Source organism: Rhodococcus sp. IEGM 1366, from assembly GCF_033142425.1.
GTDB classification, from domain to species: Bacteria; Actinomycetota; Actinomycetes; order Mycobacteriales; family Mycobacteriaceae; genus Rhodococcus_F; species Rhodococcus_F globerula.
On the sequence record NZ_JAWLRZ010000004.1, the window covers coordinates 177,272 to 196,173 of the forward strand.

Annotated in this window: 18 protein-coding genes; 16 read left to right on the forward strand and 2 right to left on the reverse strand. The window is 62.7% G+C overall.

The genetic code is table 11. The features are described from left to right. The first annotated feature begins 71 nt into the window (after positions 1–71). The 11 genes from R4P64_RS13545 (at position 72) to holA (ending at position 11,419) form a co-directional block, all read left to right on the forward strand. Positions 72–1,337, forward strand: coding sequence for a glutamate-5-semialdehyde dehydrogenase (locus tag R4P64_RS13545; protein WP_219111009.1), 1,266 nt, complete (start codon positions 72–74; stop codon positions 1,335–1,337). Between the two features lie 41 nt (positions 1,338–1,378). Further along, the gene (locus tag R4P64_RS13550) at positions 1,379–2,260 is read left to right on the forward strand and encodes an AAA family ATPase (RefSeq protein ID WP_033232924.1); all 882 of its coding nucleotides are present in this window, start codon (positions 1,379–1,381) and stop codon (positions 2,258–2,260) included. Between the two features lie 9 nt (positions 2,261–2,269). Beyond that, positions 2,270–3,727, forward strand: coding sequence for a vWA domain-containing protein (locus R4P64_RS13555; protein WP_172936700.1), 1,458 nt, complete (start codon positions 2,270–2,272; stop codon positions 3,725–3,727). A gap of 20 nt (positions 3,728–3,747) precedes the next feature. Continuing rightward, on the forward strand, positions 3,748–4,449 hold the full coding sequence (gene nadD, locus R4P64_RS13560) for a nicotinate-nucleotide adenylyltransferase (RefSeq protein ID WP_072782446.1): 702 nt from the start codon (positions 3,748–3,750) through the stop codon (positions 4,447–4,449). A gap of 36 nt (positions 4,450–4,485) precedes the next feature. Beyond that, positions 4,486–4,932 (forward strand): ribosome silencing factor, encoded by a 447-nt coding sequence (rsfS, locus tag R4P64_RS13565; protein ID WP_033232927.1) that lies wholly within the window; start codon positions 4,486–4,488, stop codon positions 4,930–4,932. Next, the gene (locus R4P64_RS13570; RefSeq protein ID WP_045066957.1) at positions 4,929–5,603 is read left to right on the forward strand and encodes a histidine phosphatase family protein; all 675 of its coding nucleotides are present in this window, start codon (positions 4,929–4,931) and stop codon (positions 5,601–5,603) included. Before rsfS ends, R4P64_RS13570 begins: the two co-directional genes overlap by 4 nt. Next, positions 5,590–6,357, forward strand: coding sequence for a diglucosylglycerate octanoyltransferase (gene octT / locus R4P64_RS13575; protein WP_045066959.1), 768 nt, complete (start codon positions 5,590–5,592; stop codon positions 6,355–6,357). Before R4P64_RS13570 ends, octT begins: the two co-directional genes overlap by 14 nt. A 4-nt stretch (positions 6,358–6,361) precedes the next feature. Then, entirely contained in the window at positions 6,362–7,198 is an 837-nt protein-coding gene (locus R4P64_RS13580; protein WP_287162900.1) for a DegV family protein, read from the forward strand. Positions 7,199–7,284: 86 nt separating this feature from the next. After that, positions 7,285–8,091: a ComEA family DNA-binding protein gene (locus R4P64_RS13585; protein WP_317821239.1), complete on the forward strand. Its 807-nt coding sequence runs from the start codon at positions 7,285–7,287 to the stop codon at positions 8,089–8,091. Next, on the forward strand, positions 8,088–10,448 hold the full coding sequence (locus tag R4P64_RS13590; RefSeq protein WP_317821240.1) for a ComEC/Rec2 family competence protein: 2,361 nt from the start codon (positions 8,088–8,090) through the stop codon (positions 10,446–10,448). The genes R4P64_RS13585 and R4P64_RS13590 overlap by 4 nt, the downstream gene beginning before the upstream one ends. Then, positions 10,445–11,419, forward strand: a complete 975-nt coding sequence (gene holA, locus R4P64_RS13595) for a DNA polymerase III subunit delta (RefSeq protein ID WP_317821241.1) — start codon at positions 10,445–10,447, stop codon at positions 11,417–11,419. Before R4P64_RS13590 ends, holA begins: the two co-directional genes overlap by 4 nt. A gap of 131 nt (positions 11,420–11,550) precedes the next feature. Here the strand turns inward: holA and rpsT are convergent, their stop codons facing one another. Continuing rightward, positions 11,551–11,811 (reverse strand): 30S ribosomal protein S20, encoded by a 261-nt coding sequence (gene rpsT / locus R4P64_RS13600; RefSeq protein ID WP_033232941.1) that lies wholly within the window; start codon positions 11,809–11,811, stop codon positions 11,551–11,553. Between the two features lie 198 nt (positions 11,812–12,009). Here rpsT and R4P64_RS13605 point away from each other — a divergent pair, with 198 nt between their 5' ends. The 4 genes from R4P64_RS13605 to R4P64_RS13620 all read left to right on the forward strand — a co-directional run bounded on the left by R4P64_RS13605 (position 12,010) and on the right by R4P64_RS13620 (position 16,315). Then, positions 12,010–13,629: a circularly permuted type 2 ATP-grasp protein gene (locus R4P64_RS13605; RefSeq protein ID WP_033233172.1), complete on the forward strand. Its 1,620-nt coding sequence runs from the start codon at positions 12,010–12,012 to the stop codon at positions 13,627–13,629. Positions 13,630–13,669: 40 nt separating this feature from the next. Next, complete coding sequence (locus R4P64_RS13610) at positions 13,670–14,641, forward strand: alpha-E domain-containing protein (protein ID WP_033232943.1); 972 nt, start codon at positions 13,670–13,672, stop codon at positions 14,639–14,641. A gap of 8 nt (positions 14,642–14,649) precedes the next feature. Next, positions 14,650–15,480, forward strand: coding sequence for a transglutaminase domain-containing protein (locus R4P64_RS13615; protein WP_045066967.1), 831 nt, complete (start codon positions 14,650–14,652; stop codon positions 15,478–15,480). 61 nt (positions 15,481–15,541) lie between these two features. Beyond that, positions 15,542–16,315, forward strand: coding sequence for an aquaporin (locus tag R4P64_RS13620; RefSeq protein WP_033232946.1), 774 nt, complete (start codon positions 15,542–15,544; stop codon positions 16,313–16,315). A gap of 52 nt (positions 16,316–16,367) precedes the next feature. Here the strand turns inward: R4P64_RS13620 and R4P64_RS13625 are convergent, their stop codons facing one another. Further along, the gene (locus R4P64_RS13625; protein WP_317821244.1) at positions 16,368–16,886 is read right to left on the reverse strand and encodes a type II toxin-antitoxin system PemK/MazF family toxin; all 519 of its coding nucleotides are present in this window, start codon (positions 16,884–16,886) and stop codon (positions 16,368–16,370) included. A 118-nt stretch (positions 16,887–17,004) separates the two neighbouring features. Here R4P64_RS13625 and lepA point away from each other — a divergent pair, with 118 nt between their 5' ends. After that, entirely contained in the window at positions 17,005–18,897 is a 1,893-nt protein-coding gene (lepA, locus tag R4P64_RS13630) for a translation elongation factor 4 (RefSeq protein WP_033232951.1), read from the forward strand. The last annotated feature ends 5 nt before the right edge of the window (positions 18,898–18,902 follow it).

Genomic DNA, 18,902 nt, shown 5'->3' on the forward strand with positions numbered 1-18,902 from the left:
CGTGCAACAGCGGTAACAGTCCGAATCATTCCCGAAAGGAACGCGTCGGAGCCAATGGCTAATGTGTATTCATGACTGCTGTAACTTCCACCGGCTCGGACACTCGCGACGTAGTGCACGAGGCTGCCCGCCGGGCGCGTAAGGCTTCGCGTGTCCTGGCGTTGCTGACCACAGCACAGAAGGACCGCGCGCTCCACGCCGCGGCCGACGCGGTTCTTGCCGCAAGTGATCAGATCCTGACGGCAAATGCCGTCGATATCGACACCGCGAAAGCTGCGGGTACCGAGGAATCGCTGCTTGATCGATTGCGTCTGACAGCGGATCGCATCGAAGGTATCGCTTCGGGTCTGCGTCAGGTTGCCGGACTACCCGACCCCATCGGTGAAGTGCTCCGCGGCTCCACGCTGCCCAACGGCCTGGAACTGCGTCAGCAGCGCGTCCCGCTCGGTGTTGTCGGCATGGTGTACGAAGCCCGCCCCAACGTCACGGTCGACGCGTTCGGTCTGACCCTGAAGTCGGGAAATGCTGCACTGCTTCGCGGTTCGTCGTCGGCAGTCAAATCCAACGAAGCTCTTGTGGTCGCTCTTCGTGCGTCGTTGGCTGCGCAGCAGCTCCCCGAAGACGCCGTTCAACTTCTGCCGAGCGCAGACCGGTCCACCGTGACGCACCTGATTCAAGCCCGCGGTCTCGTGGACGTTGTCATCCCGCGCGGCGGCGCCGGCCTGATCAGTGCCGTCGTTCGTGATGCCACGGTCCCCACCATCGAGACCGGTGTCGGAAACTGCCACGTCTACGTACACTCGGCTGCCGATCTGGTGATGGCCGAGAAGATTGTGCTCAACTCCAAGACCCGTCGGCCAAGCGTGTGCAACACCGCCGAGACGATCCTGGTCGACAAAGCCATTGCCGACACCGCGGTTCCCGCTCTGCTTCAGGCGCTGCAGATGCATGACGTCGTTGTTCACGGCGATCTGCCCGGCCTCGTTCCGGCCACCGAGGACGACTGGTCGAACGAGTACCTCACGCTCGACGTCGCACTCAAGGTTGTTGCCGATCTGGACGAGGCAGTCGAGCACATCGACACGTACGGCACCGGCCACACCGAGGCAATCGTGACGTCGGATCTCTCGGCTGCCCGCGAGTTCACCGCGCGCGTCGACGCAGCAGCCGTCATGGTCAACGCATCTACTGCCTTCACCGACGGCGAGCAGTTCGGATTCGGAGCCGAGATCGGCATCTCGACGCAAAAACTTCACGCACGCGGCCCCATGGGGTTGCCGGAACTGACGTCCACCAAGTGGATCGTCTGGGGCGACGGACACACCCGACCCGCCTGATCGTTCACCTGGACTTGCCCCACCCTTTTTAGGAGTTAACCGTGGACCGAGCTCTTCCCGATACAACACCGTTCTTCTCGAGCGTCGACGACGTGATCGAGCGTTTGGCCGAGACGGGTTACCTGTCCGACAAGGGCACTGCAACGGCAGTGTTCCTTGCCGACCGACTGGGCAAGCCCCTGCTCATCGAGGGACCGGCCGGTGTCGGTAAGACCGAGTTGGCGCGCGCGGTAGCCCAGACGACAGGCGCCGAGTTGGTGCGCCTGCAGTGCTACGAGGGCGTCGACGAGGCTCGTGCGCTGTACGAGTGGAACCACGCGAAGCAGATCCTGCGCATCCAGTCCGGCTCGGACCACAGCTGGGATTCCACCAAGGCTGATGTGTTCTCGGAGGAATTCCTTCTCGCGCGTCCACTGCTCAAGGCGATTCGCCGCGAAGACCCGACAGTCCTGTTGATCGACGAGACCGACAAGGCCGACGTCGAGATCGAGGGACTGCTGCTCGAAGTTCTCAGCGACTTCGCGGTCACCATCCCGGAACTCGGAACCATCACCGCAACACGTAAGCCGTTCACGGTGCTGACATCCAACGCGACGCGTGAGCTGTCCGAGGCACTCAAGCGTCGTTGCCTGTTCCTGCATCTCGATTTCCCCGATGCAGATCTCGAACGTCGCATTCTTGCCAGCCGTGTCCCCGAACTGCCCGAAGCCATTGCCGAGCAGCTGGTCAACACCATCCGGGTTCTGCGCGGCATGCAGCTCAAGAAGGTTCCCTCGGTGTCCGAAACCATCGACTGGGGACGCACGCTCCTCGCCCTTGGCATGGACACACTCGACGACGACGCCGTACGCGCAACACTCGGCGTCATCCTCAAGCACCAGTCCGATCAGGTGCGAGCCACCGCCGAACTTCGGCTGAACTGAGGTCTGGTCATGGCACTCGGAGGTACGTCACCGATCAAGCCGGGTGGACTGGCGGCGCCATACGGTCTGCCAGGTCACCTCGTCGATTTTGTCGAGGCCCTTCGCCGACGCGGCATCATGGTCGGCCCCTCCGAGACCGTCGACGCCGGCCAGGTCATGTCGGTTCTCGATCTCCTCGATCGTGAAGCGCTCCGCGAAGGGCTGGCCTGTTCGCTGCTGCGCCGGCCCACCCATCGCGCGACCTTCGACGCCGTTTTCGACCTGTGGTTCCCGCGGGCGATCGGCGACCGTGCGGTGGGCGACGTCGACGTCAGCCTGCCTCGTAAGCCTGACGGCAGCATCGATCTACAGGCACTGCGGGAGCTGATCGCCGAACTGCTGACCGACGGCAGCGACGAGGCCATGGAGCTGACCGAGCTTCTCACTGCCGCGATGGTCGAAGAGCTGGGGCAGTACCAGTCGAGCAACGGACCGTCGTTCTCCGCATACCAGGCGTTGCGGGACGTCGCTCCCGAAACACTGCTCAACAAGATCCTCGAAGGACTACTCGGTAATCAGCAGGGCGGTAGTGAGGGCAAGGACAACTCCGACTATCAATCGGAGGTTGCCAAGCGGACAGCGGCCCAGCGCATCGCGGACTTCCGCAAGATGGTCGAGAAGGAAACGCGTCGACGTACGGCCGAGAATCTCGGCAAGGAGCGCGTCGCCACCTACGGTGTTCCGAAGCTGGCCGAAGAAGTCGACTTCCTACGCGCGTCCGACGCGGAACTCACGACGCTCAAGAAGAACGTGACTCCGCTGGCACGGTTGCTCGCCAGCAGACTTGCCGTTCGTCGCAGTCGCAGCCGAGCCGGTTCCATCGACTTGCGTCGAACCTTGCGTAAATCGATGTCGACGGGCGGGGTGCCGATCGATCTGGTGCAGCGCAAACCCAAACGCGCGCGTCCCGAACTTGTCGTGATGTGCGACGTGTCCGGTTCGGTAGCCGGGTTCAGCCACTTCACCTTGCTGTTGGTCAACGCTCTGCGAGAGCAGTTCTCCCGCGTACGCGTATTTGCGTTCATCGACACCACCGACGAGGTCACCCGGTACTTCGATTCGAATGCCGACCTCGGATCCGCGATGTCACGGATGGTTCGTGAAGCGGAGCTGATCACGTACGACGGTCACTCCGACTACGGCCACGCCTTCGGGGTATTCCAGGAGAAGTTCGCACAGAGCATCACCAGTCGCACATCACTGCTGGTACTGGGCGACGGTCGCAACAACTACCGCGACCCCAACCTGCAATCACTCGCACAGATGGTTGCAGTGGCCAAGCACGCACACTGGCTCAATCCAGAGCCCAAGGGGCAGTGGGGGTCGGGCGACTCGGCTGCCAAGGTGTACAACGAGGTCATCAGCATGCACGAGTGCCGCTCCGCCCAGCAGCTGGCCGACGTGGTGTCCGGCCTGCTGCCGGTGTGAGACACGTAAGCTCGGCAGCTGTGCAGAAGGGACAATCGGTGGAACGTGCTCGACGCCTCGGCGTGATGGGCGGCACTTTCGACCCCATTCACCACGGTCACCTCGTCGCAGCGAGTGAGGTCGCCGACAGGTTCGGACTCGACGAAGTGATCTTCGTCCCCACCGGCCGACCGTGGCAGAAGGAGGCTCGAGGCGTCAGCCCGGCAGAGGACAGGTACCTCATGACGGTCATCGCCACCGCCTCCAACCCGCGGTTTTCCGTTTCCCGGGTCGATGTCGACCGTGAAAAAGTGACGTACACCGTGGACACACTTCGCGACCTGCGGGCTTATCATCCGGACGCGGAACTGTTCTTCATCACCGGTGCCGATGCGCTGGCCAGCATCCTTTCCTGGCAAGATTGGGAAGAGTTGTTCGCATTGGCAAAATTTGTCGGAGTATCGCGACCGGGTTTCGATCTCAACACCGAGCACCTGGCCGCTCACCTCGACACGATGCCCGCCGATGCGGTGACGTTGATCGAGATCCCGGCTCTTGCCATTTCGTCGACCGAATGTCGGCGTCGAGCAAGCGAAGACCGTCCTGTCTGGTACCTCGTACCGGATGGAGTGGTGCAGTACATCTCGAAGCGGAACCTGTATCGACCTGTCGACGCGGAGCGCCGTGACGGTGCGACAACCATGTCGGAACCGGCGCCTGGCAAGACGGCCGATTCGAACTAGAAGCAATACCAAGAAGACGAAACTGGAGAACATCGAGTGAGCGCAACAACCGAAGCCATCGACATGGCACGCATCGCGGCCCTGGCAGCCGACGAGAAGCTGGCCACTGAAGTGGTGGTGCTCGATGTGTCCGAGCAATTGGTCATCACGGACTGCTTTGTCATCGCATCCGCCGCTACCGAGCGTCAGGTGAACTCGATCGTCGAGAACATCGAAGATCGCCTCCGCGAGGCCGGCCACAAGCCGATCCGTCGTGAAGGCACCCGCGAGGGTCGTTGGGCACTTCTCGACTACGCCGAGATCGTTGTTCACGTGCAGCACGACGAGGAGCGCAATTTCTACGCTCTCGATCGTCTGTGGAAGGACTGCCCGGCAGTCGAGGTCGAAGGACTCGGCCTGAACATCCCGGGACCGGCTGACGCACACACAGTGTTCGACACCGACACGGTTGCCGAGCCGGACGCGCAGGAACCTTCACTGTGACCTCCTCGGCGCCGGGAGCGGCGTCGAATCCTGTGCGGCGGCTGATTCTGCTCCGCCACGGGCAGACCGTGTACAACGCCGATTCTCGGATGCAGGGGCAACTCGACACCGACTTGTCGGAGTTGGGGCGTACGCAAGCGAAGAGTGCCGGTCCGGTGATCGCCGACCGTGCGCCGCTGACCATCGTGTCCTCGGACCTCAAGCGCGCGTACTTCACGGCAGTCGCTGTCGGTGATGCGGCCGGGCTTCCGGTCCTCACCGACACGCGTCTGCGTGAGACGCACCTCGGCGACTGGCAGGGATTGACCCACAGCGACGTCGACGAGCAGACACCTGGGCTCCGGGCGTCGTGGCGAGCTGACGCGACATTGGCCCCGCCTGGCGGTGAAAGCCGCATCGACGTTGCGAAGCGCAGTGTGCCGGTGGTGACGGAACTTCTGGCGGCACTTCCCGACTGGGCCGAGAGGCCGGTTGTCCTGGTGGCACACGGCGGCTTGATCGCGGCGTTGACCGCTGCACTGCTCGACTTGCCGATCGACCGCTGGGCGATTCTGGGCGGTCTCGGAAATACGAGTTGGGTTCAGCTCAGCGGACACGGAGATCCGGCTTCCATCGAATGGCGACTCGACGTATGGAATGCTTCTGCGAGTGTCGCAAATGACGTCCTCTGAGAGTGCCGACGGGCAGCGCCCCGTCCTTCTGGTTATTGCCGATTCGCTGTCGTATTTCGGCCCCAAAGGCGGACTGGCTGCCGACCATCCGCGGATCTGGCCCAACCTCGTCGCCGAGGAGTTGGGGTGGGACGTCGAGCTTGTCGCGCGCATCGGCTGGACGTGTCGCGACGCGTGGTGGGCGCTGACCCAGGACCCGCGAGTGTGGGCTGCCGTCCCGCGCGCCGGGGCTGTTGTGTTTGCCGTCGGCGGTATGGATTCTCTGCCGTCACCGCTGCCCACCGCGTTGCGTGAAACCATCCGCTACGTGCGGCCACCGGCCCTACGACGCGTGGTCCGCGAGGGATACCAGTGGCTTCAACCGCGCCTGGCACCACTCGGCCGCCCCGTGGCGCTGCCCCCGAAGCTGAGCGTCGAATACCTCGAGAGCTCACGAAACGCGTTGGAATACATGCGTCCCGAGCTGCCGATGATCGCGACGTTGCCGTCCGTGCATCGCAGTGACGCGTACGCGAGTGTCCATGCCGGTCGTCCGGCCGCAGTATCTGCGATTACCGAATGGGCAACAGCCAAAGAGGTACCCATCGTGGATCTTGCCGAGGCGGTACGCGAAAACGTGTTCTCCGACAATGGCAACCCGGACGGAATTCACTGGGGTTGGGACGGACACATCGGTGTCGCCCGGGCCATGACTGCCGCAATTCGCGCCGCCGAAGCTCAGCGTGCGCCCACGTCCGCGAGTGAGGTCGGGTAGCGAAGTGTCAGTTGTCGTCGTCACGGATTCGTCTGCCTGCGTCCCACACGAATCTTCCGAAGCGTGTGGGCTTCAAATCGTTCCGTTGCACATCCTTCGTGACAGCGCTGATTTCCTCGAAGGCGTCGACACCATTCCCGACGACCTGTCCGGGCTCTCGACGGCTGGTGCCTCACCGGCAGAGCTGACCGAGGCCTACGGGCGCGCACTGGACCTGAGCCAGGGCGACGGCGTTGTCGCAGTCCACATCTCGCGGCAACTTTCGAGCACCTGGGACGCCGGGAGGCAGGCGGCGGAGGAATTCGGCGGCAAGGTACGCATCGTCGATTCAGCGTCCACCGGTATGGGTTTGGGGTTCCCGGCATTGGAAGCGGCACGATTCGCAGCGACCGGATCTCCGCTCGACCTCGTGTACGACCGCGCTGTCGACGTAGCCGAACGCGGGCGCGCCTTCATCTTCGTCGACAAGCTCGACCAATTGCGTCGTGGTGGCCGGATCAGTACCGCGGCAGCGTTGTTGGGTACCGCCCTGGCGATGAAACCGCTGCTGCACCTGGTGGACGGCAAACTGGTCTTGAAAGAAAAAACTCGCACCAGCACCAAAGCGCTCGCGAGATTGGTTGATGCGGCAGTGGAGCGAGCGGGGCGCAGCCGCGTGGCCGTCGCCGTCCATCACATGAAAGCTCGGGAACGAGCCGAGGGCATCGCCGCACAACTGTCCGAGCGAATCCCGAATGTCGCCGAAACCGTGGTCACCGATTTCAGCGCAGTCCTGGGCGTGCACGTCGGCGTAGGCGCGATCGGTGTCGTGGTGTGCCCACTTCCGGAAGATGTGCCCTGACCAGTCGGTTATCCACAGACTGCCAGTTATCCCCAACACGATTTCTCTCGCTGCACAGATCAGTGGCCGCTCGCTAGCGTCGCCTCATGCGGATCAATCAAGAGCGGGAGAGGGTGCGCGATCGACTTTCCGCGATGAGCGGCGACGTCGCCCGTCCTGCAGTGCCCGAGTGGCTTCTGGATGTCGACGAGGAAGACGGATCTGAGGGGGATGCTCGGTTTTCCGCGGTGCCAGAACATTGGCGCGGTATGCGATGGAGTCCGCACCGGCGCGGTGCAATTGTGTTGGTTTTCATTGCGCTTGCTGCCGCCGGGCTCGGTGTTTTTGCACTGTGGTGGGATTCGCCGACAATCCAGGCGGTGCCGGCACTGCCTGCAGCTGTGGGAATTCCGGTCGCGACATCGAATCAGGCTCAGCCGTCAGCGCTCGTCGATGACTCTGGCTCGGCATCGGTGGTTGTCAGTGTTGTCGGGCTGGTGCACAACCCCGGATTGGTGACACTGCCCGATACCTCACGGATCGCTGATGCACTGAGCGCGGCCGGTGGGGTGCTCGACAACGCTGACACTCTCAGCTTGAACCTGGCACAGAAACTGTCCGACGGCGATCAAGTAGTTGTTGGTGCGGTGGGTGATTCGCCGGATCAGCAGATCAGTTCGACTACAGCGGGTGGGGGGTCGGCTACGCCGAGTGTGAGTGGGGCGCCGATCAATCTGAATACTGCGACGGAAGCCGAACTCGACGCGCTTCCCGGAGTTGGACCCGTCACGGCCAGTGCGATCCTCGCGTGGCGTACGTCCAACGGAAAGTTCACGGATGTAGAGCAATTGGGTGAGGTGGACGGCATAGGCCCGGCGCGGCTCGACAAGCTGCGAGCTCTGGTCACGGTGTGAACGGGGATGCAGAGCAGCGGGTTCTCGACGCTAGGCTTGTGCCCGCGGCGTTGGCGGTGTGGGGAGCAACTGCTGCGGGCATCGTGTTCGGGCCCGGACTTGCGTGGTGCGTCGCGGTGGCTTCGGGTATTGCCTGCGCCGGCCTGGCTGTTTGCGTGTGGCGGTGGGGACCTACGGGCTGGATTCCGGTCCTATTGGTGGCCTGCGTATTCGGCGGTGCATTCAGCGCTGTGACTGCGTGGCGGATGGCAGATGTCGAAGCGCATCCACTGGCGCGCGCGGCGGCATCCGGAGGGTGGGTGACCGCGGAGGTGAACCCCACCGAGGACCCACGGGCGACGGCGTCGTCGATGGGTCCCGGTCAGGTGTATTTCCGGGCATCGGTGCGATCGGTGACCGTGGGTAATCAGCACTACGACGCCGGCGGCGCCGTGACAGTACGCGCGCCGAGCGGACTGTGGCCGGAAACGCTTCCCGGACAGGCGCTTACGATTCGGGGAAAGGTAAGCGTTCCATCGCGCTCGGATCTGACGTTGGCAGTGATCACCACCGAAGGCGGGCCGCTCGAGATCGGCGGCGCACCGTGGTATCAGCGGTGGGCCGGCGTCGTGCGGTCTCGATTTGCGGAGGTATGTGCTCAGGCACTGGCTCCCGATGCGGCGGGCCTGCTGCCCGGTTTGGTCGTGGGGGACACCTCTGCCTTGTCTCCGGTGGTCAAGGACAACTTCACGGCGGCCGGTCTTTCTCATCTCACCGCCGTGTCCGGTGCAAACATCAGCATTCTCCTGGGCGCTGTGTTACTGCTGGTGCGGGCTGCCGCACTCGATCCGCGGATCGGGGCGGCACTTGCAGCTGTGACGATCCTGGCGTTCGTGATTGTGGCGCGGCCGTCGCCGAGTGTGCTTCGCGCCGCGGTGATGGGCACGATCGGATTGCTGAGTTTGGTGACGGGACGACGTAAACAGGCGCTGCCAGCGTTGAGTGCCGCCGTCATCGTGCTGGTGATCGTCATGCCGGAACTGGCCGTCGACTGGGGATTTGTGTTGTCGACCACGGCAACCGGGGCCTTGGTGATCCTTGCGCCCGTGTGGGTCGACGCACTTCGGCTGCGCGGTTGGCCGCGGTGGCTGGCAGAGATGACGGCAGTGTCGAGTGCCGCGTTTACTGTCACCGCGCCGGTAGTGGCCGCGATGGCAGGCACGCTCAGTGTCGTGTCGATAGCCGCAAACCTGTTGGTGGCACCGGTGATCGGAGTTCTCACGGTATTGGGAGCGCTGATGGCGCTGCTCGCCTTGGTCAGTGCGCCCGCGGCCGCACTTCTGGCTTTGGCTGTGCGGCCGCCGATGTGGTGGCTGCTCTCCGTCGCAGACCGGGCTGCCTCGGTGCCAGGGGCAAACCTCACCGTGCCGTCGGGATTGCTCGGGGCACTTGTAGTCCTGGGGCTGGTGCTTGTCTCGATACTCCTGCTGTGGAATCGCATCTCGCGGTGGCTACTCGGCGCAGTGCTGACGGGAATGGTGCTGGCACTGGCGTTTCACCACGTCTTCTCCGGTGGGCGGCTGGCGCCGGGATGGGCCATGGTGATGTGCGATGTGGGGCAGGGTGACGGTCTGGTGCTGGCGACGGGGGATGGCCGGGTAATCGTGATCGACGTCGGGCCCGATCCGACGTCGATGGACCGTTGCCTGAACATGCTCGGGGTCGAGGATATTGCGCTCGTTCTGATCAGTCACTTTCATGCCGATCACATCGCCGGACTCGACGCCGTGCTTGCCGGTCGTTCGGTGTCGGCTGTGGGTGTCGGCCCGATGTTGTTGCCGGAATCAGGTTTTCGCGATGTGGACGCGGCCGCACGAGCCCATGGAGTTCCGCTGGTCGGTCTGCGCGCCGGGTCCACGTTTGTTCTCGGGACGGTGCAGTTCGACGTTCTCGGTCCTGTGTTGCCGGTACCCCGTGATGTCGTGGACGCGGACGCGTCGGCCAACGATCAGTCCCTGGTGCTGATGGCGCACACGAGTGCGGGCCGCATACTGTTGACAGGCGACTCGGAAACCGCGGGTGAAGCGTCGATCATGCGTAGCGGAATCGACGTGCGGGCAGATGTCCTGAAACTGCCGCATCACGGCTCACGAACTACATCGAAAGCATTTCTCGAGGCGGTTCGCCCCCGGCTGACCTTGGTGAGCGCCGGCGCCGGCAACACCTTCGGGCATCCGCATCCGCAGGTGTTGAGCGAGCTGGAATCGTTGGGTGGCGTCGTGGCACGTACCGATCAAGGTGGCACGCTCGCGGTGTACGGAAGTGGCGACGGGTCCGTGTCCGTGGTGTCGGTACCTCGTGGGACGATCTTCGGGTGAGTACTCCGGCTGGCCTCGACCCGTTGCACCTCGTTCTCGGAGACGACGAATTCCTGATCGAACGGGCAGTGTCGACGTTGATCAAGGCCGTTCGTGGTGATCGTGGGCAGGGAATCTCGGATCTGCCAATCACCCGGATGCGTGCCGGCGATGCCAATGCGCCAGAACTTGCCGAACTGCTCAGTCCGTCGCTGTTCGCAGAAGACCGTGTGATCGTTCTGGAAGCGGCTGCCGAGGCCGGAAAAGATGCTGTTGCGCTCGTGCTCGAGGCGGCTCGCGAACCGTCCGAAGGTGTTGTGCTGATTGTTCTGCACTCCGGTGGTGGACGCGCAAAAGCACTGGCGCCCGCGCTGGAGAAGTTGGGCGCCGTAGTTCATCAGTGCGCCAAACTCAACAAATCTCAGTTGACCGATTTTGTTCGGGCCGAGTTTTCGTCCGCAGATGTCAAGGTTTCGCCCGCTGTCATCGGGGCAATGATCGAAAGCGTCGGCTCGAACCTGCGTGAGTTGGCATCGGCGTGTTCCCAGTTGGCTGCAGATACCGGCGGGAAGATCGACGTCGACGCTGTCCATCAGTACTACTCCGGCAGGGCCGAGGTGTCGGGGTTCGACGTCGCGGACAAAGTAATCGTCGGCGATACCCGGGGCGCGCTCGAAGCACTTCGCTGGGCTGACCAGATCGGAACCCCGCACGTTCTTCTGGCCGACGCCCTTGCCGACGCCGTGCATACCGTCGCGAAGGTCGGCCCGTATGCCCGGGGCGGTGATCCGTTCCGATTGGCGTCGGAGCTCGGGATGCCGCCGTGGAAGGTCAAGAAGGCGATCAAGGAAGTGAAGGGCTGGGACCCGGCGTCGATCGGCGCCGCAATGCAGATTGTTGCCGCGCTCAACGCCGATGTGAAGGGTGCGGCCGTCGACTCGTCCTATGCGCTGGAATCAGCGGTGCGTAAGGTCTGTGCGCTGCGTAAGTAAAACGCGCGGCGCGCCGTATGGCGGTTTATTCGCACGAACATTATTTGAACGAACAATAGCCGCTCTGGTCGAGTAGACCGGAGCGGCTATTGAAACACCACTGATGACGGCGAACCGCCAACGAGGATGTGTCAGATCTTGTTTGCAGCCTGCGCGAGTGCAGACTTCTTGTTTGCAGCCTGGTTGGCGTGGATAACGCCCTTGCTGGCTGCCTTGTCGAGCTTGCGGCTGGTGGCGACGAGGAGCTCGTTGGCCTTGTCCTTGTCACCGGCTGCCGCAGCCTCGCGGAATGAACGAATCGCGGTACGCAGCGAGGACTTCACCGACTGGTTACGGAGTCGGGCCGCCTCGTTGGTACGGATTCGCTTCACCTGGGACTTGATGTTGGCCACGCGTAAAATCCTTGTCGTCTTTAGCTGGTTACGGTCGAGAAAGCTGTGGGCGCACTGATGCACCGACTGGCAAGATTACCAGTCCAGGGTCGAATATCCCAAACCGCCGCACGATGCGCCTGATTGAGAAGGTTACACGGGGTTTGCGGTGATGTTTCCGCACTGCTCAAACCACGGACCTGTAGCAGCATGTTTGCTATGACGCCGACGACAGACAATGTGGTGAATACAGGCTCGGCCACGACGCGGGCGCGTCCCTCCGGAGTGTTCGACGGATATGCGGACATCGGTCGCTACGAGTTGGCTTTCGACGAGATGTTCGACGCCGACGGATCAGTGCGCGAGTCCTATCGAGGGGTGTACTCCGCGCTGGCGCCGACGAGCAGTAAGGACCTCGGGGCCCGCGCAGATGCTCTTGGTCGCGCCTTCATCGATCAGGGGGTGACGTTCTCGCTCTCGGGGCAGGAAAGCCCCTTCCCGTTGGATGTGGTTCCGCGCGTTATCGCGGCGCAGGAGTGGGCGCACCTCGAAAAGGGCATCAAACAACGGGTCAAAGCGCTGGAGTTGTTTCTGGCAGACATTTACGGCGAACAGCGGATTCTGCGTGATCACGTGCTTCCCCGGCGGCTGGTCACCTCGTGTGAGCACTTCCACCGGGAGGCCACGGGAATTGTGCCGCCCAACGGCGTGCGTATTCACGTGGCCGGGATCGACCTGGTCCGGGACGAAGTCGGTGACTTCCGGGTGCTAGAGGACAATCTGCGATCACCGTCCGGGGTCTCCTATGTGATGGAGAACCGTCGGACCATGACGCGGGTGTTCCCGGACCTGTTCATGTCGCACCGGGTGCGCGCTGTCGGTGATTATGCAACTCATTTGCTGCGCGCCCTGCGAGCCGGTGCGGCCACGAACGAAGCCGACCCAACTGTGGTTGTTCTCACACCGGGTGTCGCGAATTCGGCGTACTTCGAACACTCGCTGCTCGCGCGACAGATGGGTGTCGAGTTGGTGGAGGGCCGCGATCTCTTCTGCCGCGACAACGTCGTCTACATGCGCACGACGGAAGGTGAACGTCAGGTCGACGTGATCTACCGACGGATAGACGATGACTACCTCGACCCGATGCACTTCCGCCCGGACTCGATTCTCGGTGTGGCCGGCGTGCTCAACGCGGCCCGGGCCGGCAACGTCGTGATTTCGAGTGCTGTGGGAAACGGCGTCGGAGACGACAAACTTGTCTACACCTATGTGCCGCAGATCATCGATTACTACCTCGGCGAGAAACCGTTGCTGCAGAACGTCGACACGTTCCGTTGCTGGCTCGACGACGAGTGTGAGGAAGTACTCGACCGCGTCGCGGAACTGGTGATCAAACCCGTCGAGGGGTCCGGTGGGTACGGCATCGTGTTCGGCCCGGACGCGAGCCCGGCGGAACTGGCCGAGATCACCGGAAAGATCAGAGCCGATCCGCGCGGCTGGATCGCTCAACCGGTGGTGCAGTTGTCGACAGTGCCCACGAAGATCGGGGACGTGTTGTCGCCGCGTCATGTCGACCTGCGTCCCTTTGCGGTCAACGACGGTGACGACATCTGGGTATTGCCCGGCGGGCTGACTCGCGTGGCGCTCCCGGAAGGCTCGTTGGTGGTCAACTCGAGCCAAGGCGGGGGAAGCAAGGACACGTGGGTATTGGCCGCGGCGACATCAACCGACGCCGGGGAACTGGCGGGTGAGGAACTTGTCGGCGAACCGCCGGAATCCGCAGAACCTGACAAGGGCCCGGAATTGACTCCCTCACAACTGAATCAACAACAACAGTGATCACGCCGAAGCGATCAACAGAACGGAGTGTGATGTAAGGATGCTTGCCAGAAATGCCGAATCTCTCTACTGGATCGGCCGTTACGTGGAACGGGCCGATGACACTGCGCGCATCCTCGACGTGACCGTCCACCAACTGCTCGACGACACGACTCTCGATCCGGATCGAACGTCGCGGTTGTTGCTTCGGGTCCTCGGAATCGACGCGCCGGAAGAGGAACTGGATGTGCGGTCGCTGACGGATCTTGTTGCGTTCAGTCGCAATCAGGTCGGATCGATCGTCGACTCACTGTCGAGCGCCCGGGAAAACGCTCGTGGCGCACGTGAGGTGACGTCCAGTGAGATGTGGGAGTGCCTGAACACGACGTACAACGGATTGGGGGAGCGCGAGCGAGCGTCGCGCTACCTCGGGCCACACGAGTTCTTCCGCTACGTCGAGGAACGCGCGGCAATGTTTGCGGGACTGGCGGATTCGACGCTCAGCCGCGACGACGGTTACCGGTTCCTGCTGTTGGGTCGCTCCATCGAGCGAGTCGACATGATCGTGCGCATGCTGCTGGCCCGTGCGGGGGACAAGCCGACGTCGCCTGCCTGGGTGTCGGTGCTGCGCTCGGCCGGCGCGCACGACACGTACCTCCGTACCTACCGTGGTGCTCTCGACGCGAACCGGGTCGTGGAGTTCATCCTTCTCGATCGGCTGTTTCCGCGGTCGGTGTTCCACTCGATTCGGCAAGCGGAGAAGTGCCTGGAGGAACTGGACCCGCAGCAGGCCAGCCGGGTCGGGATCCGCGCTGAGGCCACCCGATTGCTCGGTAGGGCACGAAGTGAGCTCGAGTTCCTCCCCCAGGGAGTGTTGCTCGAGGATTTGCAGTTGAGACTGTTGGGTTGGCAGGAGACGTGTCGCGAACTGGGTGAGGCTATTTCGTTGCAGTACTTCCATGCCGCGCCATGGGTCGCGTGGACTGACGCAAGTGCTGTCTACGCCGAGGCGACTGTGGAGGGGGAACTGTGAGTTGGCGAATGAGGGTTGTACACACGACCGGATATGCCTACGAAGCTCCGGTGACGTCGTCGTACAACGAGGTACGACTGACTCCACGGGGTGACAACCGGCAAACGGTCATCCTGAACCGCGTCGAGACCCAACCGGCTTCGCGTGCCTACCGGTACACCGACTATTGGGGTACTGCGGTGACGGCTTTCGATCTTCATGCGCCGCATAAGGAACTGGAAGTCACCGGTCTTTCCGTTGTCGAGACGGAACCGTTTGTCGCGCCGGAAGAAAAGGTCGGCTGGGACGAGTTGGCCGGTAATTCGATCAAGGATCGGTTCAACGAACAATTGAGTTTCACGGATTATGTCCCGCGAGACGAGAAGTTCACGGCAATTGCCGAAGAATTGCGACAGGGTTTATCGCCGGAGGAAGCGGTAGTGGCCGTGTCGAAATGGGTGCACAGCGAAATGTCGTATGTGCCCGGGACTACCGGTGTCCACACGTCGGCGGTCGAAGCCTGGGCCGCACGCGAAGGTGTGTGTCAGGATTATGCGCATTTGACACTCGACATACTGCGCACCATGGGAATTCCGTGTCGATATGTTTCCGGATATCTGCATCCGACGCGCGATGCCGCTATCGGGGACACGGTGGTAGGGGAATCACACGCCTGGATCGAGGCGTGGACGGGTGCCTGGTGGGGATACGACCCGACAAACGTGATAGCTGTGAATGAACAGCATGTCGCGGTCGGGATAGGTCGGGACTATTCGGATGTGCCGCCGCTGAAGGGAATCTATTCCGGCGGTCGATCGACAGATCTCGAAGTTGTTGTGGAGATCACTCGCCTTGCGTAAAGTCCGGCAAATCTAGACGCGTGAGCATTACTGCCGTTTCATTGACGAAGAAGGTGGGAATATGTCTCCAACTGCACAGGAATTAACCGAGGTCGAACCGATTTCGGACGTCAAGAAATATGTGGCCGAAGCGGTGGGGACATTTGTACTGGTGTTCTCCGCCGTCGGCACCGCCGTATTTGCCGGTGCGAAAGTCGGAAACCTCGGAGTTGCTCTGGCTTTCGGTTTGACCTTGCTGTTTCTGGTGTACGCCATCGGCCCGATTTCGGGTTGTCACGTCAATCCCGCGGTGACCGTCGGCCAATTTGCCATCGGGCGAATCTCGGCAGTGAATGCGGGCATCTACATCGTCGCTCAGATAATCGGTGGTCTTCTTGCAGGTGTTGTCATCTACACCGTCGCAAACAGCCTTCCTGCCTACAACAGAGTCGCAGACGGCCTGGGTGCTAACGGCTGGGGAGCGCACAGCCCGTCGGCCGAGAAGAACCTCCTGGGAATGGTGGTGTCCGACGGCTACGGCATCGGCGCCACGATGATCATCGAGATTCTGTTGACCGCGCTTCTGGTGTTCGTCGTTCTGGCGTCCACCGACCAGATCTCCGACGTTCCGCTGGCCGGTGTGTCCATCGGCTTCACGCTCGCCGTGATCCACCTGATCTCGATCCCGATCGACAACACGTCCGTGAACCCCGCCCGCAGCCTTGCCGTCGCCCCGTATCAGGTCGGTGCCATGGGCCAAGTGTGGCTGTTCATCGTGTTCCCGATCATCGGCGGCGCACTCGGCGCACTGATCTACCGCGCGTTGTTCGGCCGATTCAATCGCTTGAACAGCTGAGCCGCCTCAACAGTTGAGCGATTTCGGTAGTGCTTTGTCCGTCGGGTCGGCTTCAGCTCCAGCTGAAGTCGGCCCGAAGTTTTGTGGCCACCAGCTCGAACTTCTTACGGTCCATGACGGCTCCTTCGCGGCGAATACCGGCTTCCGGGACGTCGAGAACACGATCCAACCTGATCCAACTTGGGCGGCCTTCGCTGTCCCACGGGCCGGACCCGATGGCGACCCAATCTCGCTCGCCGTTGCGCTTGCTCTGCGACGACAGCATCAAGCCCAGGAGTGTGTCCCCGTCTCGGCCGACAACCAGAACCGGGCGGTCCTTGCCCTGCATCGGGTCCTCTTCGTAGGCGACCCAGGTCCAGACGATCTCGCCGGGATCGGCTTTGCCGTCGAGATCGGGGGAGTATTCGACCTTGCGGGCGCGATGCGCGGTGGGGACGGTGCGCGCCGCGACCGGTCGGCCGGACGTGCCCGTCGACGCGTTCGACGACTGCAGTTGGCGTAGCAGTGTCGGGCCCTTGTCCAGAGCGAAGTTACCGAGGGTTCTGCCGAGCTGCTTCCACATGCTTGCCATGGCGACCGAGCATAATCGCATGGTGCGCGGGAACCCTGAGCGCTTGGTGCGGGCACTCCCGAGTGCTCTGTGCGGGAACCGCTGGCGCGGCGGCGGTGAGACTTGGATATCCTAAGGGTTGACAGTGGCCCGGATCCGGGCCGGTGCCGGTCCGATTAAGGGGTCCCCCATCAGCAGCTTCGCCGACAAGACGTTTACGGATCCTGCGCAGATCCGGAACTTCTGCATCATTGCGCACATCGACCACGGTAAGTCGACGCTGGCAGACCGCATGCTGCAGCTCACCGGCGTGGTCGAAGAGCGGGCGATGCGCGCGCAGTATCTGGACCGCATGGACATCGAGCGCGAACGTGGCATCACCATCAAGGCCCAGAATGTGCGCCTGCCCTGGACTGTCAACGGTGAAGAGTTTGTCCTCCACCTCATCGACACCCCCGGCCACGTCGACTTCACGTACGAGGTCTCGCGTGCGCTCGAAGCGTGTGAAGGCGCGATCCTGCTGGTCGACGCAGCTCAGGGCATCGAAGCTCAGACACTGGCCAACCTGTACCTGGCGATGGAGAAGGATCTCAAGATCATTCCCGTCCTCAACAAGATCGACCTCCCGGCTGCCGATCCCGACCGTTATGCCGAGGAAATTGCGCATATCACCGGCTGTGAACCCGGCGATGTCCTGCGCGTCTCGGGTAAGACCGGCATGGGCGTCAAGGAACTGCTCGACGAAGTAATCGTGCAGATTCCCGCACCCGTCGGCGATGCTGACGGTCCGGCTCGCGCGATGATCTTCGACTCGGTCTACGACGCGTATCGCGGCGTGGTCACGTACGTGCGCGTTGTCGACGGCCGGATCCGTCCGCGCGAGAAGATCACGATGATGTCCACCGGCACCACGCACGAACTGCTCGAGGTCGGCATCATCTCGCCCGAGCCGAAGGCCAGTATCGGTCTGGGCGTCGGCGAGGTGGGCTATCTCATTACGGGTGTGAAGGACGTTCGTCAGTCGCGAGTCGGTGACACCGTCACCACAACGCGCAACGGCGCCACACAACCGCTCGTCGGCTACCGCGATCCCAAGCCGATGGTCTACTCGGGTCTGTACCCGATGGACGGCTCGGACTACCCCGTGCTGCGTGACGCTCTGGACAAGCTCCGCCTCAACGACGCGGCCCTGGCGTACGAGCCCGAGACATCGGTTGCTCTGGGATTCGGTTTCCGCTGCGGCTTCCTGGGACTGCTGCATATGGAAATCACCCGTGACCGTCTCGAGCGCGAGTTCGGTCTCGAACTGATTTCCACGGCGCCCAACGTCGTGTACCGCGTCGTGATGGAAGACGGGTCCGAGGTCATCGTCACCAACCCGTCGTACTGGCCCGAAGGCAAGGTTCGTGAAGTGTACGAGCCGGTCGCCAAGTGCACCGTCATCGCGCCGAGCGAGTACGTCGGCGCCATCATGGAGCTGTGCCAGTCGCGTCGTGGTGAGCTCGGCGGCATGGACTACCTGTCGGAGACCCGCGTCGAACTGCGCTACGAATTGCCCATGGGCGAGATCATGTTCGACTTCTTCGACGCGCTCAAGTCCCGCACCAAGGGCTACGCCAGCCTCGACTACGAAGAGGCCGGCGAGCAGCAGGCAGACCTGGTGAAGGTCGACATTCTGCTGCAGGGCGAGGCCGTCGACGCGTTCTCCTCGATCGTTCACCGCTCCAACGCCGGTGCCTACGGTGGCCGCATGACATCGAAGCTGCGCGAGCTCATCCCGCGTCAGCAGTTCGAGGTTCCGATCCAGGCCGCGATCGGCGCGAAGATCATCTCGCGCGAGAACATTCGCGCTATCCGCAAGGACGTCCTTGCCAAGTGCTACGGCGGCGACATCAGCCGTAAGCGCAAGCTGCTCGAGAAGCAGAAGGAAGGCAAGAAGCGGATGAAGACCATCGGCCGCGTCGAGGTTCCGCAGGAAGCATTCGTGGCAGCACTGACATCCGAATCGGTCGGCGAGAAGCCCAAGAAGTAGGAGCG